Source organism: Allobosea rubneri (assembly GCF_032464875.1).
GTDB classification, from domain to species: Bacteria; Pseudomonadota; Alphaproteobacteria; order Rhizobiales; family Beijerinckiaceae; genus Allobosea; species Allobosea rubneri.
The window spans coordinates 1-16,972 of sequence record NZ_JAWDID010000005.1 but is presented as its reverse complement, the minus strand read 5'-3'; the positions used below and the strand labels follow the sequence as shown (position 1 = coordinate 16,972).

At 67.8% G+C, this 16,972-nt stretch carries 16 protein-coding genes; 3 read left to right on the top strand and 13 right to left on the bottom strand.

The window, feature by feature from the left end:
• Positions 1-32: 32 nt before the first annotated feature.
• Complete coding sequence (locus RKE40_RS04995) at positions 33-1,064, bottom strand: AMP-binding protein (RefSeq protein ID WP_316017134.1); 1,032 nt, start codon at positions 1,062-1,064, stop codon at positions 33-35.
• Positions 1,065-1,073: 9 nt separating this feature from the next.
• Positions 1,074-2,927: an ABC transporter substrate-binding protein gene (locus RKE40_RS04990; protein ID WP_316017133.1), complete on the bottom strand. Its 1,854-nt coding sequence runs from the start codon at positions 2,925-2,927 to the stop codon at positions 1,074-1,076.
• A gap of 276 nt (positions 2,928-3,203) precedes the next feature.
• Between RKE40_RS04990 and RKE40_RS04985 the strand changes: the two genes are divergently transcribed.
• Positions 3,204-4,031, top strand: a complete 828-nt coding sequence (locus RKE40_RS04985) for an invasion associated locus B family protein (RefSeq protein ID WP_316017132.1) — start codon at positions 3,204-3,206, stop codon at positions 4,029-4,031.
• An 82-nt stretch (positions 4,032-4,113) separates the two neighbouring features.
• Here RKE40_RS04985 and mazG read toward each other — a convergent pair whose 3' ends face one another.
• The gene (gene mazG, locus RKE40_RS04980) at positions 4,114-4,953 is read right to left on the bottom strand and encodes a nucleoside triphosphate pyrophosphohydrolase (RefSeq protein WP_316017131.1); all 840 of its coding nucleotides are present in this window, start codon (positions 4,951-4,953) and stop codon (positions 4,114-4,116) included.
• Positions 4,954-4,990: 37 nt separating this feature from the next.
• Between mazG and arfB the strand changes: the two genes are divergently transcribed.
• On the top strand, positions 4,991-5,410 hold the full coding sequence (gene arfB, locus RKE40_RS04975) for an alternative ribosome rescue aminoacyl-tRNA hydrolase ArfB (RefSeq protein WP_316017130.1): 420 nt from the start codon (positions 4,991-4,993) through the stop codon (positions 5,408-5,410).
• On the top strand, positions 5,403-5,960 hold the full coding sequence (locus tag RKE40_RS04970; RefSeq protein WP_316017129.1) for a regulatory protein RecX: 558 nt from the start codon (positions 5,403-5,405) through the stop codon (positions 5,958-5,960). Before arfB ends, RKE40_RS04970 begins: the two co-directional genes overlap by 8 nt.
• A gap of 28 nt (positions 5,961-5,988) precedes the next feature.
• Here RKE40_RS04970 and RKE40_RS04965 read toward each other — a convergent pair whose 3' ends face one another.
• The 10 genes from RKE40_RS04965 to RKE40_RS04920 all read right to left on the bottom strand — a co-directional run bounded on the left by RKE40_RS04965 (position 5,989) and on the right by RKE40_RS04920 (position 16,705).
• A complete protein-coding gene (locus tag RKE40_RS04965; protein WP_316017128.1) occupies positions 5,989-6,969 on the bottom strand; it encodes a Bug family tripartite tricarboxylate transporter substrate binding protein in 981 nt (326 codons plus the stop codon).
• A 171-nt stretch (positions 6,970-7,140) separates the two neighbouring features.
• Positions 7,141-9,453, bottom strand: a complete 2,313-nt coding sequence (locus RKE40_RS04960) for a molybdopterin guanine dinucleotide-containing S/N-oxide reductase (protein WP_316017127.1) — start codon at positions 9,451-9,453, stop codon at positions 7,141-7,143.
• A gap of 18 nt (positions 9,454-9,471) precedes the next feature.
• A complete protein-coding gene (locus tag RKE40_RS04955; RefSeq protein ID WP_316017126.1) occupies positions 9,472-10,863 on the bottom strand; it encodes an FAD-binding oxidoreductase in 1,392 nt (463 codons plus the stop codon).
• 76 nt (positions 10,864-10,939) lie between these two features.
• Positions 10,940-11,332, bottom strand: coding sequence for a carboxymuconolactone decarboxylase family protein (locus RKE40_RS04950; protein WP_291642617.1), 393 nt, complete (start codon positions 11,330-11,332; stop codon positions 10,940-10,942).
• Between the two features lie 54 nt (positions 11,333-11,386).
• Positions 11,387-12,034: a 4-carboxy-4-hydroxy-2-oxoadipate aldolase/oxaloacetate decarboxylase gene (locus tag RKE40_RS04945; protein WP_291642615.1), complete on the bottom strand. Its 648-nt coding sequence runs from the start codon at positions 12,032-12,034 to the stop codon at positions 11,387-11,389.
• Between the two features lie 23 nt (positions 12,035-12,057).
• Positions 12,058-13,248 carry a mandelate racemase/muconate lactonizing enzyme family protein gene (locus RKE40_RS04940; protein WP_291642613.1) on the bottom strand — a complete coding sequence of 397 codons (1,191 nt, stop codon included), beginning with the start codon at positions 13,246-13,248 and terminating at the stop codon, positions 12,058-12,060.
• A gap of 20 nt (positions 13,249-13,268) precedes the next feature.
• On the bottom strand, positions 13,269-14,243 hold the full coding sequence (locus RKE40_RS04935; protein WP_316017125.1) for a quinone oxidoreductase family protein: 975 nt from the start codon (positions 14,241-14,243) through the stop codon (positions 13,269-13,271).
• Between the two features lie 70 nt (positions 14,244-14,313).
• Complete coding sequence (locus RKE40_RS04930; RefSeq protein WP_316017124.1) at positions 14,314-14,985, bottom strand: 4-carboxy-4-hydroxy-2-oxoadipate aldolase/oxaloacetate decarboxylase; 672 nt, start codon at positions 14,983-14,985, stop codon at positions 14,314-14,316.
• Between the two features lie 20 nt (positions 14,986-15,005).
• Positions 15,006-15,929: an NAD(P)-dependent oxidoreductase gene (locus tag RKE40_RS04925; protein WP_316017123.1), complete on the bottom strand. Its 924-nt coding sequence runs from the start codon at positions 15,927-15,929 to the stop codon at positions 15,006-15,008.
• The gene (locus RKE40_RS04920) at positions 15,926-16,705 is read right to left on the bottom strand and encodes an RraA family protein (protein ID WP_316017122.1); all 780 of its coding nucleotides are present in this window, start codon (positions 16,703-16,705) and stop codon (positions 15,926-15,928) included. Before RKE40_RS04920 ends, RKE40_RS04925 begins: the two co-directional genes overlap by 4 nt.
• Positions 16,706-16,972 lie beyond the last annotated feature (267 nt).

Sequence of the window (16,972 nt, the reverse complement as noted above, 5' to 3'; positions counted from 1 at the left end):
TCGGGTCAAGCCGAGAATGACGGCCTCCTGGCTCAACCCGGATTGCGCCGCCTGATCTCGACGCGCTCCGGCTCGTGCGCAATCACGTCGACGATGGCGAGATCCGGCCGGTCGAGCTGTGGCAGGCCCTCGTCCTCCCCGGCGCGCCGCACCACGACCAGGCTGGAGAGCGCCTTGTGCCCGCCGAGCCGCGAGCGTGCCAGTGCAGGCTCCATCGTGGCCGGCACCACCAGATGGACCATCCGCCCGCCTTCCAGGCAGGCGCGCAGATCGTCCAGCACGAAAAGACCGAGCGGCAGCAATTCGACGCCGGTGAGCAGGGAGATACCAGGGCCGGTCGCGAGTGCGGCCAGGTCGGCGCCGACCAATGTGGTGATGACGCGCGACGAGGCGAGGGGCTTCAGCACGCGGGAAATCTCCAGCGCCTTGGCGAGGACCTCCTTCTCGCCGATCGCGAACGGGCCGGCGAAGCTCCTGCCGTCGACGACGCTGATCGCCGAACGAGCCACGGCAGGCACGGCGGGCTGCGAGGCGCCATGTCCGAGAAGCTGGTCGAGCGCGGCGACGCCGTCGGGCACATCACGTCCGAAGCCGCCGATGAAGCGCATGCCGAAGGCGCGCGCCGCGACATCGCGCAGCAGCATGAGCGGCCTGAGGGCGCCGATGCGGGCGACGCCGATCGCCATCACCGCGCCGGAGCGCTCGATCATGCCGAGCAACTCGGTCTCCCCGGCATGGGGAGGCAGCGGCAACGGCGAGAGGCCGGCCCGCAGGCAGGCCAGGATAGAGATCAGCGCTTCAGGCCCGAGTGTGGCCAGGATGGCGACGCGCGCTCCGGGCTGCGGTCGCGCCAGCGTCAGCAGACCTGCCAGCCGGTCGACCCGACCGTCCAGCTCCGCGAAGCCGAAGGCCCCGGGGGCCGCTCCGCTCCAGTCGCGCCGCCCCGGCGGGTCGCGGAAGGCCGGTTCACGGCCGCGCTTGGCGGCTAGGGCCTTGAGCAGACCGTCGAAATCCAGTCCCTCGACCAGCGCAGCGATGGAGATCTCGTCCTGCTCGGGCCGCATGCGCCGGTCTCAATTCGCCGGCGCTGGCGCGGAAGGCGCCCGGGCCAGGACCTCGTTGGAGAGGAAATAGGCCGGCCGGCGCTGTGGCAGCACCACCTCGCGCGAGCGCGCCATCCAGGTCTCGGGGAGATAATAGAGCGGCACGGCGTAGAAGCCGGAGAGCAGCAGGCGGTCGAGCGTGCGGACCGAGGCGACGAAATCCTCGCGCGATTCGGCGGCAAGGAGCGTCTTCAGCGTCGCATCGACTGCCGGGGAGCGCACGCCGGCATAGTTCAGCGCGCCCTTGCGGTCGGCATTGGTCGATTGCCAGCGCCCGACCTGTTCGTTGCCCGGTGATGCCGAGGCCGCCCAGGTCCACTGGATCATGTCGAAATCGAAGGCGGACAGACGGCGCCAGTACTGGACGTCGTCGATCAGGCGGACCGAGACGCCGATGCCGAGTCGGGAGAGCGAGGCGGCATAGTTCAGGGCGAGACGCTCCTGCGGCCGGTTGGTCACGGTGATCTCGAAGGCGAAAGGCGTGCCGTCGCTGCCCTTGCGCAACTGGCCGTCGCGCAGCTCGTAGCCGGCCGCCTCGAGCAGGTCGAGCGCACGCCTCGCCTGCTCGCGGTCGCGCCCGGAGCCGTCCGTCGCCGAGGGGGTCCAGGTTCCGGCGAGGATGTCGTCGCGCACGGCGCCGGGGAAAGCCGCAAGCAGCGCCTTCTCCCGCTCATTGGCGGGCACGCCGAGCGCCGAGAGTTCGGAGTCTGCGAAGAAGCTGCCGGCACGCCGGTAGACCCCATAGAACAGGTTGCGATTGGCCCATTCGAAGTCGAAGAGCATCGCCAGTGCCTCGCGCACCCTGATATCGGCGAAGATCGGCCGGCGCGTGTTGAAGACGAAGCCGGTCATGCCCTTCGGCGTCTGGAAGCGCAGCGTATCGCGCACGATCCGGCCGTCGCGCACCGCCGGGACATCATAGCCGGTCATCCAGCGCGTCGGGTCCGATTCGACCCGGACGTCATAAAGTCCTGCCTTGAAAGCCTCGAACAAGGCGTTGGAGTCGCGATAGAAATCGTATCGGATCTCGTCGGCGTTGAAGAGGCCGCGGGTCAGCGGATGATCCTCCGCCCAGAAGTCGTTGCGGCGCTTCAGCACCAGCATCTCACCCGGCTTGACCTCCTCGACCCGGTAGGGACCGGAGCCGAGCGCCGGCTTGAAGCTGGTGTCGCCGAATTTTTCCGCATCTGTGGCGTGCTTGGCGAAGATCGGCATGGCGCCGATCACCAGCGGCAATTCGCGGTTGGAGCCGTCGCCGAGCTCGAAGACGACCGTGCCGGGCGAGGGCGCCTCGGCCTTGGTAATGCGGGCGAGACTGGAGCGGTGGAACGGCTTGCCCTTGGTCTTCAGCATCTCATAGGTGAAGATCACGTCGGCGGAGGTCACCGGCTGCCCGTCAGAGAAGCGGGCGCGCGGATCGATCTCGAAGACGAGGCGGGTCCGTTCCGGGTTGAGTTCGACCCGGCTGGCGAGCAGGCCATAGGCGGTGAAGGGCTCGTCCGCGGAGCGGAACAGCAGGCTCTGCTGGACATAGCGTGGCACCGCATCGGGCGCGACGCCGAGCACGACCAGCGGGTTCAGGCTGTCGAACGTGCCTTGCTGGCCGAAGATGATTCGCCCGCCCTTCGGCGCCGCCGGATCGGCATAGGGCAGATGCGTGAAACCCTTCGGCAGGGCCGGCTCGCCATGCATCGCGATGGCGTGATCGCTACCCTGCGCGGCCGCCTGCGGAGCCCCCGCGAACAGGCCAAGGCATGCCGCACCCCCGAGCACGAGCCCGAGAACGCAACGCCGGCGTGCGGATGCGACAAGATTCCGAAGCATGAAAGGCCCTGATTCCCTGCCGGACCATACCATGCGGCCCAAGCCGGAGATGATAGCCAAAACACCGGGGTGCAAACTTACGTTTGGTCGCCTCTTTCGGGCTGGAAACCGAGGGAAGAACTCGCTAAACGCAAGCCGAGGCGTCATTCAAACGCCTTAATCGCGCCTGATGTGCTCATGCCAACCCCGGCTCCGGCACCATGCCGGTTGAGCTTTCGGTATTGCGCGCGGCCTCCATGTGCCGCTTAGCCAGTTTGCATGTTCGAGGAACTTCAGATGTCCGCTTCGTCTTGCCTGCCCCTGCACAAGGGCGCCACCGCGAAGAGCACGATCCGCGGCCTCGCGCTCGTACTGGGCGCGGCCGTCGCTCTCGCGCCTTTCTCCGCCATGTCCCAGGCGCAGCGTCCTGCCGCCAAGCCGGCGGCGCCGGCCCAGCAGCCGGCGCAGCAGCCCGCTCAGGGCCAGGGCGCCCAGAACGGCCCGACCGTCGTTCAGGTGAAGCCCGAGCCGTCGCAGACGAACTGGACGAAGGTCTGTGGCAAGGATCCGGCGGCCAACAAGGAAATCTGCTACACGACCCGCGACTTCGTCTCGGATCAGGGCCAGCCGGTGCTCGCCGTCGCCGTCTATGACGTCAAGGGCGACCCGAACAAGATCGTGCGCTTCCTGATGCCGCTCGGCCTGCTGCTGCAGCCCGGCATCCGCTTCGGCGTCGACACCGCCCAGCCGACCCCTGGCCGTTTCGCGATCTGCTTCCCGAACGGCTGCTTCGCCGAGGCGCAGATCAAGGACGACTTCATCAACCAGATGAAGAAGGGCACGAACCTGAACATCAGCGTCCAGAACCAGGGCGCGCGCGAGGTTTCCTTCTCGATCCCGCTGACCGACTTTGCCAAGGGCTTCGACGGCGCGCCGATCGATCCGAAGGTGCTCGAGGATCAGCAGAAGCAGCTCCAGGACGAGCTGGCCAAGCGCCAGGATGAACTGCGCAAGCGCCTCGGCGGCAGCGGCGCCAGCGCGGCTCCGGGCACCCCCGGTGCGCCGGCGGCTCCGGGCACGATGCCCGCTCCGGGCGCCGCGCCGGCTCCTGCGCCGAAGCCCTGATCGAAAGCCAGACTTCGACAATCGACGCCGGACCGGAAGGTCCGGCGTTTTTTGTTGTTCTGAAGGACGGCGCCGGAACGGCTCAGTCGCGCTCGGCGCGCTCGGCCTGCTTGACCCGCTGCCAGAGCGCCTCGAGCTCGTCGAGAGACGCTTCGGCGGCTTTTCTGCCCTCATCGGCGAGCCTTGCCTCGATCCCGGCGAAGCGGCGCTCGAACTTGGCGCTGGCGGCGGCGAGGCAGGCCTCGGGATCGGCATCGACATGCCGGGCGAGATTGGCGACGACGAAGAGGAGGTCGCCGATTTCCTCGGCGATGGCAGCCTTGTCGCCGCCTTCGAGAGCCTCCTCGATCTCCCTCGTCTCCTCGCGGATCTTGTCGAGCACGAGCCGGGCATCCTTCCAGTCGAAGCCGACGGTCGAGGCCCTGGCTTGCAGTTTCCAGGCGCGCGTCAGGGCGGGCAGGGCGGTCGGCACCCCCGCGAGTACGCCCTCCTGGGCGGATGGGGCCGGCAGCCCCGCGGCCAGATGCGCAGCCGCCTTGTCGGCCCGCTCCTGCGCCTTGATCTGGCCCCACAGCGCCTTGACCTCGGCCGGCGAGAGATCGCGCGCATCGCCGAAGACGTGCGGATGACGGCGGATCAGCTTGCTGGTGATCGCCTCTACGACGTCCGGAAAGGCGAAGGCGCCCGCTTCCTCGGCCATCCGCGCATGGAAAACCACCTGCAACAGAAGATCGCCGAGCTCGTCCTTGAGGTCGACGAGATCACCGCGGGCGATGGCGTCGGCGACCTCATAGGCCTCTTCGACGGTGTAGGGGGCGATGGAGGCGAAATCCTGCTCCAGATCCCAGGGGCAGCCGGTTCCGGGCGTGCGCAGAGCCGCCATGATCTCGATCAGGCGGGCGATATCGCGATCGGGCTTCAACGCTGCAATTCTCCTTGGGGTGCGCTACCGTCCTCCCATGATTCAAGTGACCCCGTCCATTGCGATCGACGAGAGCCTGATCGAGGAGAGCTTCGTGCGCGCCTCGGGCCCGGGCGGCCAGAACGTCAACAAGGTCTCGTCGGCGGTGCAACTGCGCTTCAACGCTGCGGCGGCCGATCTGCCGGATCATTTGCGCGAGAAGCTGCCGCGGGTCGCCGGAAAGCGCATGACGCAGGACGGCACCATCATCGTGGTGGCGCAGCGCTTTCGCGACCAGCAGCGCAATCGGCAGGATGCGCTGGAGCGCCTGCTCGCGATCCTGCGCGAGGCGGCCGAACGCCAGAAGGCCCGCCGGCCGACCAAGGCGACCTATGGCTCGCAGCAGCGAAGGCTCGCATCGAAGGCGAAGCGCAGCCGCGACAAGAGCCTGCGTTCAGGCAAGCCCGGGGATGACTGAGGCAGGGACCGGCGCGAGCCGGGCACGAAGCGCCGGGCAGGGCCGGGCGCCGCGACCGATCACCCCGACCTATCTGCAGCGAGCGGCGATGCACTATCTCCATCGCTATGCGGCCTCGTCGAGCCAGCTCCAGCGGGTGCTCGAGCGCAAGGTCGAGCGTAGCTGCCGCCATCACGGCGGCGAACCCGGTGAATTCTCCGGCATGGTCGCGGATGCGGTCGCGGCCTGCGTCAGGAGTGGCCTCGTCGATGACCAGCGCTTCGCCGAGACGAGGGCGCAGAGCCTCCGGCGCAAGGGGCGTTCGGCGCGGGCCGTCTCGGCCGGCCTCGCGGCCAAGGGCGTGCCGCGCGAGATCGCCGCGGCAGCCCTGCCCGACAGCGACGAGGATGAGCTTGCCGCGGCGCGCATCGCCGCAAGGCGCAAGCGGCTCGGGCCCTGGAGCAGGCCAGGGCAGGAGCAGGACCGCCAGAAGCAGCTTGCCGCACTGGCGCGCGCCGGGTTCAGCATGAAAATCGCCCGCGCCGTGATCGACGGCGCGGGCGAGACATAGAGCCGGAGCGGCCTCGTCTTGGAGGCGCTCAGTCCGGCTTGACGTTGGCGTCGGCGACGACCTTGCCCCAGCGCGCGACCTCGGCGTTGACGAAGGCGCCGAAGGCCGCGCCGTAGAGGTCCGGAGTTTCCGAGCCGTTCCGCTTCCAGGCGTCGCTGACCATCGGCGTCGCGAGCGCCTTCTTCACCTCGGCGGTCATCTTCTCGACGACCTCCGGCGGCGTGTTCTTGGGTGCCCACATCGCATACCAGGTCGAGACCTCGTAGCCGGGCAGGCCGGCCTCGGCCGCTGTCGGCACGTCGGGGAAGGCGGCGGTGCGCTTGGGCGCGGCGACGGCGAGCGCCTTGAGCTTGCCGCCGGAGATCTGCGCCGCAGAGGAGCCGAGCCCGTCGAAGGCGAGATCGACCTGGCCGGCGACCAGATCCTGCATCAGCGGGCCGGCGCCGCGATAGGGCACATGGGTGAAGTTGGCCTTGGACATCAGCTTGAACAGCTCACCGGCGAGGTGATGGGTCGTGCCGTTGCCGGCCGAGCCGTAGTTGAGCTTGTCCGGGTTCTTCCGGCCGTATTCGATCAACTCGGCCAGCGTCTTGGCTTCGACCTTGCCGGGATGGACGACCACGACCTGCGGCGGCTGCGCGATGATGCCGATCGGGATGAAGTCGGTCTGGATGTTGTAGTCGAGCTTGGGATAGAGCGCCGGCGCGATCGCGTGATGGGCCGCACCGATGAAGAAGGTGTAGCCGTCGCCCGCCGCCTTGGAGGCCGCCGAGGCGCCGACCGTGCCGCCGGCCCCGCCGCGATTGTCGATCAGGATGCGCTGGCCGAGCTGCTGCTCGAGTTGCGCCGCCAGCGGCCTGGCGAAGGCGTCCGTGCCGCCGCCGGCCGGGAAGGGCACGATGAAGGTGACCGGCTTCTGCGGCCAGGCCTGGGCCTGCACCGGCGCCGAGGGCGCGAGCTGGACAAGGGCGGCGAGCGCGATGGCGCCGAGCCAACCGGATTTGAGCATTCTGATCCTCCCCATGAGAACGCGGAAGAGGCTCTTTCCGGCCTCGTACCCGCCTGCCGCCCGGCAATGGCGGCCGGGCGTTCCCGAGGATTAGGACATCACTGCTGACGAATGGCAAGAGAGCGCCGTCGCGGTTCCGCGGCCGTCGGCCTCACGCAAAAATCGGCGGGTTCAGATCAACGGAGGCGGCTCATAGCAGGTGATCGGGGGAAGCTCGCCCTCATGGCGCACGATCTCGACGAGGCAGGAATGGGCGATCGTCGCCTGTCCGAGCCGCGAAGAGCCGCGATCCTGCGTTAGCACGTTAGGATTTCCGTGCTTGTCGAGCGATCCGACGCGGCCTGGTTCCAGCGGATCGTACCAGGCGCCGGTCGCCATCTGCACGACGCCTGGCATCACGGCATCTGAGACGACGATGCCGGCGAGGCAGGCCCCGCGCTCGTTGAAGACACGGACGATGTCGCCATCGCCTAGACCGCGTGCGCGGGCGTCCTCGGGATGGATGCGCAGCGGCTCGCGCCCATCGATCTTGGTCGAGCGGGAGAGCGCGCCATTGTCGTACTGGCTGTGCAGCTTGCTCGCCGGCTGGTTGGAGATCAGGTGCAGCGGGAACCTTTCAGCGAGCGGTGCGCCGAGCCATTCGCGCGGCACGAGCCAGATCGGATGGCCCGGGCAGTCATCGTAGCCAAACCCGGCGATCCGCTCGGAGAAAAGCTCGATACGGCCGGACGGAGTCTTCAGCGGATGGGCTTGCGGATCGGCGGCGAACTCGGCGAGCAGCGGCGTCTGCTCCTGCGGCTCGGGCAGGGTGACGATGCCGGTTTTCCAGAAGCTCTCGAAATCCGGCAGCTCCATGCCGTATTCGGCGACTCGCTGGCGCGCCACCGTGTAGAAATGCCGGATCCAGCCCTCCTCGTCGCGGCCTTCGGTGAAGGTCTCGCGCGCCCCGAGCAGGCCGGCGAGATCCGCGAAGATCTCGTAATCGCTGCGCGATTCACCGATCGGTTCGCTGATCGGGTGGCAGGCGGCGATCATCCGGTCGCGGGAAGAGCTCGCAATGTCGTTGCGTTCCATCGCGGTGCTGGCCGGCAGCACGATATCGGCGTGGCGAGCCGTCGCGTTCCACCAGGATTCGTGGACGATGACCGTTTCCGGCCGGCGCCAGGCCGCGATCAGCCGGTTGATGTCCTGATGATGGTGGAAAGGGTTGCCGCCGGCCCAATAGATCAGCCGGATGTCGGGATAACGCCGCTTCTCGCCGTTGAAGTCATAGGGCGCCCCCGGATGCAGCAGCGCATCGGCGATGCGCGCCACGGGGATCGAGTCGGAGATCGCATTGCTGCCTTGCGGCAGGGTCGGCCAGGAGAACGGATACACCGGATTGCCGACGCCATTGGCGGAGGCGTAGCCGAAGCCGAAGCCGCCGCCGGGCAGGCCAATCTGGCCGATCATCGCGGCGAGCGCGATCGCCATCCAATAGGGCTGCTCGCCATGCTCGGCCCGCTGCAGCGACCACGACATCATGATCATGGTGCGCCGGCGCGCCATCTCGCGGGCTAGCGTGCGGATCGTCTCGGCCGGAACGCCGGAAATCGCCTGCGCCCAGTCTGGGGTCTTCGGCACGCCATCGACGGCGCCGGTGACATAGCCGGCAAAGCGATCAAAGCCGGTGGTGCAGCGCGCAAGGAACTCGCGGTCGTGCAGACCTTCCTCGATCAGCGTATGGGCCAGCGCGAGCATCAGCGCGACGTCGGTGTTGGGCCGCGGTGCGATCCATCTGGCATCGAGCTCCGCCATCGCGTCGTCGCGGATCGGGCTGATGCAGACGAAGGAAGCTCCCCGGTCGCGGCAGGCGGTCATGCCCTCTCGCAGCAGGTGCCGGCTGATGCCGCCGGAGCCGACCTGCGCGTTCTTGTGTGGAGTGCCGCCGAACATCACGATCAGCTCGGCATGGCCGGCGAGCTGGTCCCAGGTGGTATGCCCGGCGTCGAGGCCGCGCTTGTCGCCGAGCACATGCGGCAGGATCGCGTCAGCCGCGGCGAAGCTGTAGTTGGAGATCGAGCGGACATAGCCGCCGACCGCGTTCAGGAAGCGATGCACCTGGCTCTGCGCATGGTGGAAGCGCCCGGCGCTGGACCAGCCATAGGAGCCGCCGAAGATCGCGCCATTGCCGTGGCTCTCGCGCACCCGTGCGATCTCGCGCGCCACGAGGTCGAGCGCCTGCGGCCAGTCGATCTCGACGAAAGGTTCGCCGCCGCGCCCGGAGCCGCCGGCGGCCGCGCCCTTTTCGAGGAAGGAAGCGCGCACCGCCGGCCGCCTGATCCGGCAGCCGTCGTCGAGCGCTCCAATCATCGACAGGCCGAGCGGGGAGGGGTCGGGATCGTGCTCGTAGGGTTCGAGCGCGACGGCCGCCCCGTCCTTCATCCGCGCGCGGTACACGCCCCAATGCGTCGCGACGGTCGGCTCGTCGGGCGTGATCAACATGAGCTGTTCCGTTCCTGGTCAGGAAGCTGTGGCAGGCGCGCCGAGCTTGCCCGGATTCATGATCGCGTGCGGATCGAGCGCCAGCTTCAGTGACTGCATCACGTCGACGCCATTGCCGTGCTCGCGCTGCAGATATTTCAGCTTGCCGAGCCCGACACCATGTTCGCCGCTCGCCGTTCCCCCGGATTCCAGGGCGCGCATGACGACGTTCTCGGCCAGCCGCTTGGCTTCGGCGAGTTCCTTGGGAGCGTCGGGCATGACGAGGTAGGAGACGTGGAAGTTGCCGTCGCCGACATGTCCGTTGATCTTGAACTTCAGGAAGGAGGCGTCGCCATCGGCCCGTGCTGCGGTCATGTTGTCCGCCAGTGCCGAGATCGGCACGCAGGCATCGGTCACGAACATCGCGGCTCCCGGGCGCATGGCGCGCGTCGCCGGGTTGGAATCGTGGCGGGCCTTCCAGAGGCGTTCGCGCTCCTCGCGCTGCGTCGCCCATTGGAAGCCGCGTCCGCCATTCTCGGCCGCGATGGCCTCGACGATCTCCGCCTGCTCGCGGATGCCGGCTTCCGTACCGTGGAATTCGAGAAACAGGGTCGGCGCGACCGTGAGGCTCATCTTGGAGTAATGGTTCGAGGCCGCGATCGCGATGTCGTCGAGGAATTCGATGCGGGCGATCGGCACCCCGCTCTGGATCGTGGCGATGCAGGTGTCGACGGCCCCCTTCAGGCTGTCGAAGGGGCACACCGCCGCCGAGATGGCGGCCGGCACCGGGTGGAGCCGAAGCGTGATCTCGGTCAGCACGCCTAGCGTGCCCTCCGCGCCGACGAAGAGCTTGGTCAGGTCGTAGCCCATCGAGGATTTGCGTGCGCGGCTGCCGGTGCGCAGCAATTCGCCGTTCGGCAGCACCACTTCGAGCGCCAGCACGTTCTCGCGCATCGTGCCGTAGCGCACGGCATTGGTGCCGCTGGCGCGGGTTGAGGCCATTCCGCCGAGCGAGGCATCGGCGCCGGGGTCGACCGGGAAGGTCAGTCCCGTCGCGCGCAGATGCTCGTTGAGGGCCTTGCGCGTCACGCCGGGCTCGACCACCACGTCGAAATCGCTCTCATGCACGGCGAGGACACGGTTCATCCGCGACAGATCGAGACTGATGCCGCCGGCGGTGGCGAGGATCTGACCTTCCATCGAGCTGCCGACGCCATAGGGGATGATCGGCACGCGCGCCGCCGCGCAGGCGGCGACGACGCGCTGAACCTCGGCGGTCGACTCAACGAAGACGACTGCGTCCGGCAGCATGGTCGGTAGATAGGAAAGATCCTCGCCATGGTGCCGGCGGACTGCCTCGGCGGTCGAGATGCGCTCGCCGAAATGGGCGCGCAGGGTTTCGACGACGGCCGCCGTATCGCCATAGCTCATGATCGTAATCCATCTGTCTGCAGCTCCGCCCCCAGCATGCGCGTGGCAGCGGGGGCGGTGCCAGTCGGCAAGCCGCTCACTCGAGCGAGGCGTCGATCGGCACGCGGTAGCCGTTGACCAGACGGTTGGTCTCGTTGGCCATGCCGACCACCGCCATCACCTCGCCGAACATCGCGTCGGTCATTCCGGCCTTGCGGGCGGCCGCGGTGTGGCTGGCGATGCAGTAGCCGCAGCCATTGCTGGTGCTGACCGCGAGATAGATCATTTCCTTGACCAGCGGGTCGAGCGCGCCGGGAGCCATGACCTCCTTCACGCTCTCCCAGGTCCGGCGCAGACCGACCGGATCATGCGCCAGGTACTTCCAGAAGTTGTTGACGTCCTTGAGGTTCCGCGAGGTCTTGATGTCGTCATAGACCGCGCGGACGGCCGGCGGCGCGTCGGCATACTCGATCGGCTTCAATCGGCTCATCTTGATGTCTCCGGTATGATCGTTCGGGGTTCGGCGAGAGCGCTGCGAACGCCGTCAGATGTTGAGTTCGATGCCCTTCTTCCGGAGCAGCTCGCTCAGATTGAGCATGTCCCAGGTCGTCTTGCCCTGGAGCAGCTCGCGGCGGAAACGGGCCTCCTTCTCCTCGCGGGTCTTGGAGGCGACGGCGATGGCAGCGATCTCCGCCTTCGGCACGATGCAGACGCCGTCATCATCGCCGATCACGAGGTCGCCGGGCTCGACCAGCATGCCGCCGGCGACGATCGGCTTGTTCAGGGCGCCGAGGGTTTCCTTGACCGAGCCCTTGATCGAGAGGGCGCGGGCGAAGACCGGGAAGCCGATCTCGGCGATGGTCGCGCCGTCGCGCACGCCGCCGTCGACGACGAGGCCGCCAATGCCCTTGCCCATGGCGCAGCTCGCCATCACGTCGCCGAACAGGCCCTGCTCGGTGAAGCCGGCCGAGGCGCAGACGATGACGTCGCCAGCCTTCGCCATCTTCAGCGCCGCGTGCAGGGTCAGGTTGTCGCCGGGCGGGCAGACGCAGGTGAAGGCCGGCCCCAGCACCTTCATGCCGCGCCGGACGGGCTTGATGCTGGAATCGAGTGCGCCGCGGCGTTCCATGGCCTCATGGGCCGTGGCCGAGGCGACTGAAGCATAGGCTTCGCGATAGTTGAATTCGGTCATGATCTTTATCCGATGAATGAGGGTCAACGGGTGACGTTGGCTACGCCCCAGACGTAGTTCTTCCGGGGGAATTCTTCCCAGTACTGGCGCATGTCCTTGTGCGGGAAATCCTTGTACGGCCGCTTGCGCATGCGCTCGACATCGATGTCGACGCCGAGGCCCGGCGCGGTCGGCAGGTCGATCCAGCCATCCTCGACCTTCAGCCCGGGCGAGCCGATCTCGTCGCAGGCCTCGTTCAGGTTGATGAAGCATTCGGCGATCAGGAAGTTCGGGATCACCGCCGAGAAGTGCACCGTCGCGGCGAGCCCGACGATGGTGCTGTTGTAGTTGTGCGGGCTGATCGCGATCGCATGCGGCTGCGCCATCGCGGCGATGTCGAGCATCTGCTGCAGGCCGCCGACGGCGCAGATGTCGGGGTTGAGGATATCGGCCGCGCGCTTCTCGAAGACCCGGGCGAAATCCTCCTTGGTGTAGAGGGTCTCGCCGGTCACGACGGGCGTCGAGATCGCGCGACGGACTTCGGCGACGAGGTCGAGATTGTCGGAGAGGCAGGGCTCCTCATAGCAGAAGATGCCGTATTCCTCGAGCCGCTTGGCGACGCGGATGGAATGATGCGGCGCGACGCGGCGGTGCGCGTCGATCAAGAGGTCCATGTCGGGGCCGAGCGCCTCGCGCATCGCCTTGACGTTGGCGACCGCATAGTCCTCTTCCTCGCGGGTGATGAAGGTGCGCCACGGCCCGGGGAACGGGTCCCATTTCAGCGCCGTGTAGCCCATCTCCTTGACCTGGAGTGCCCGCTCCACGGTCGACTCGATATCCGTGACCCCGTACCACCAGCCATTGGCGTAGACCCGGACCTTCTCGCGCGAGGCGCCGCCGAGCAGGTTGTAGAGCGGCTGCCCAGCCTTTTTGCCGACGATGTCCCACATCGCCAGCTCGATCGCGCTCCAGGCGCAGAAGAAATCGACCGAGGAACGCCGGATGGCGAAATCGTCGAACATCACTTGCGCGGTATGGCGGATGTTGTGCGGGCTGCGCCCGATCACATAGGGCGCCATGGCGCGGATATAGTCGTCGACGACCTTTTCCTTCTTCACGCCGACATAGGATTCGCCCCAGCCATAGAGCCCGTCATCGGTCTCGATGCGGCAGAACAGCAGGTTCTTGCCGCTGCCCGGATGGAAGAAGAAGGTTTCGATACGTGCGATCTTCATCGCCAGCTCCGGAATTGGGCTCAGGGCCGCAGGATGGTCTGGCCGGTGGTGCGCCGGCTCTCGAGGGCCGATTGCGCGGCGGCGGCGTCCTTCAGGGCGAAGACCTGGTCGATCTCCGCCGTGACCACGCCGCGGCGCATCGCCTCGAACAGGTTGCTCGACATCGCCTCGAGCCTGGCCCGGTCCTTGATGAAGGGGAAGATCGAGGGCCGCGACAGGGTCGCGCATTTCGGCGCGAGGCCGGCGATGGCGAAGGGTGGCACCGGGCCGGAGGCATTGCCGTAGCTGACGATGTGTCCGAACTCGGCGACCGCCGCGAGCGAGGCTTCGAACGTATCCTTGCCGACGCCGTCATAGACGCAATGGCAGCCGCGCCCGCCGGTCAGCTCCTGCACCCTGGTCGCGACATCCTCGCGGCTGGTGACGATGACATGGTCGGCGCCGGCAGCCTGGGCTTTCGCCGCCTTCTCGTCGCTCGAGGCGGCGCCGATCACGATGCAGCCGAGCGATTTCGCCCAGGCGGCGAGCAGCAGGCCGACACCGCCGGCGACGGCATGGATCAGCACGGCGTCGCCGGCCTTCGCCTGGGTCATGCGGAAGAGCAGCATCTCGGCCGTCATGCCCTTGAGCATCAGCGCTGCGGCCTGATCGTCGGAGATGTCGTCTGGCAGCTTGACGAGCGCCGCCGCGTTCATGACGCGCCGCTCGACATAGGCGCCGGGAGCACCGGTGACATAGGCCACGCGGTCGCCGACGCCGAAGCCTGTGACACCGGGACCGACAGCCTCGACCACGCCCGCGGCTTCCATGCCGGGCGTGCAGGGCATCGTGCCCATCTTGTAGAGCCCGGTGCGCACATAGATGTCGATGAAGTTCAGCCCGATCGCCGTATGGCGCAGCAGCACCTCGCCCTGGCCCGGCTTGCCCGGGTCGAGATCGACCCATTCGAGCACGTCCGGTCCGCCGTGCTGCTGCAGGATGATTGCCCCGCTCATGTCCTATCCTTCATTCCAGTCGTCTTGAATCGGGTGGCCGGCTGCCGGCAGCCCCGAAAATCGCGTGATGTCAGACGGCCGAGGCCTGGCCCTTGCGGGTCAGCAGTTCGCCGAGCTTGTAGACGTCCCAGGGCGTCTCGCCGGAAGCGAAGCGCTGCTTTGCAGCGGCTTCCTTCTGAGCCCGCACCTTGCAGGCTGCGAGCACGGCGTCGACGGTCTCGAACGGCACGACGACCAGCCCGTCGGCATCGCCGATGATCACGTCACCGGGGCGCACCAGCACGCCGCCGAGGACGATCGGCTCGTTCAGCGAGCCCAGCGTCTCCTTGATCGTGCCCTTGATGCAGATGCCGCCGGCGAAGACCGGAAAGCCGACCTCGCAGATCGTCGCGGAGTCGCGCACGCCGCCATCGGTGACGAGGCCGGCGAGCTTGGCGCCGACAGCGCAGCTCGACATCACGTCGCCGAACATCCCCTGCTCGGTGCAGCCATGCGCATCGCAGACCAGGACGTCGCCCGGCTTCGCCATCTTGAGCGCGGCGTGCAGCGTGAGGTTGTCATTGGGCGGGCATTCGCAGGTGAAGGCCGTGCCGGCGACCGTCATCGCCTCATCGACCGGCTTGATGCCAGAGGCGAAGGCGCCGCGGCGGCCTTGCGCCTCGAAGACGGTGGCGGAGCCATAGGCGAGCAGGGCCTGGCAGGTCTCGGGCGAAATGCGCGGGGGCAGGGGGGCTGTGGACATGGCGGCTCTCGTCAAAAACGTCAGGATCTGGCGGGGGACGGCGCGGCAGCGAGGGCCGCGTCGAGAATAGTGAGCGCGCCATCGAGCGAGGGCGGCTGATTGCCGCCGCTGCCTTCGACGACGCCGCTGGCGGCGCTGCGCTCCATCAATTTGACGATGGCGTCGGTCATCAGCGGGTCGAGGCCGGTCTCGGCGACGGCGGCGCGCGACATGCGCATCTCGTCGGCACGGCGGCCGGCATGCGGGACATGCGAGCGCACCAGCATCGCGGCGGTGTCGAGGGCAGGGCGGGCATCGAGGAAGGCGCAGAAGCTCTGCAGCACCTCTGCCTCGACGCCCATGCGCCGCGCCGCGATCAGGGCTTCGACGTAGAGCGCCTCCAGCCCCTTGGCGAGGACGCTACGGACGATCTTGATGCCGGCGGCCGCACCGAAGCGCTCGCCGACCGGCGAGATGTCCATGCCATAAGGCGAAAAGCGTTCGACGAATTGGCCCACCTCGGGTCCGGCCGCGACGATCGGCACGCGATGCCGCGAGGTCGGGGCGGAGCCGAGGATTGCGGCATCGACGAAGCGACGTCCGGCGGCGGTGACATACGCGCCGACCGCCGCCTTGTCGGTCGGCCCGAGCGAGGTCAGGTCGACATAGAGCGCATCGGGGCGGACATGTGCCGCGCAGCTCTGCGCGACCGCCATCGAGGCCGAAGGCTGGACCAGCACGAACACAGTCTCGGCGCCGGCAAGTCCCTCCGGCCCGTCAAGAAGCGTGACCCCGGCCTGCTCCGCGCGCTGGCGGATCCGTGTCCGGAACGGCTCCCGGTCGGCGGCGACATCGAAGGCGGCCATGCTGTCGAAGCCCGCCTCGCGCAGGCCGCTGGCGATCGAGGAAGCAGCCTCGCCGAAGCCGACGAAGGCGAGCCGAAACCTGGGTGCTGCGGCGTTCACCATTTCTCGGGCGCCACGATCGCGGCCGTCTCGGCGGCCGAGGCGCCGGTGCTGATCGCGTCGATCAGCGTCTTTTCCTTGGCGGCGACCTCCTCGGCCCGTGCCAGCACCTCGGCCGCGATGGAAAGCGGCACGACGATGACGCCGTCGGAGTCGCCGAGCATCAGGTCGCCCGGCCGGATCTGCACGCCGGCGATCTCGACGATGCCGTTGAATTCCAGGAGCTCGAAACGGTGCTTGCCGGTGCGCGGCGTCGCCCCGCGTGCCCAGACCGGCAGGCCCATGCGGCGCATCGCGTCGGTATCGCGCACGCAGCCATCGACGACGACACCGGCGAAGCCATGCGCGGCAACGGCGGTCGCCATGATGCCGCCGATATTGGAGGCGGCCGGGCAGGCACTGCCGTCGATCACCATCACGTCGCCGCGCTGCGACAGCGTCACCGCGTCGAGCGCGCCGAGGCGGGGGGAGGTCTTGTTGGCGATGTTGTAGCCGCTCGTCAGCCGGGCGGCGCCGTGCTTGACCGTGACGGCGGGGCCGACCATGCGCTGGCCCGGCGCGATCGGCGGCAGGGCCGTCGTTGGGATCGCCGAGTCGACGCCGTACTCGTCGAGGATGTCGGCGATGGCGGAGGTCAGGTCGGGCAGCTGCCGGAAGCGCGCCACCAGATCCGGCGACGGGCGCTCGAATTCGACCGCACGGATGCGCTCGACCGGGATCGTCCCCATGAGCCGGCCTTCATAGGCGGCGAGCTGCTTTTCGATGGTGGTTGTCATGCCGCTGAACGCGCCTCGTACCGACTGCTCGATTCAATGGCATGCGCTCCGCATGCCACAAAGCGAATTAAATTCAGTTTTATTGATCGCAAAATGGCATCACATAGGTTCGGCTTGGCTGAGCACAGAGAAACCGCCTTAGCTAGGTTCAGGACCTATTAATTTGGTTTGAGATGTGATTCACGGTGTCCGGGAGGGTACCGTGATGGGTGATTTGTTTCTGTTGAGCGAGCGCCAGATGGCGCGGATCGAGGCGTATTTTCCGCT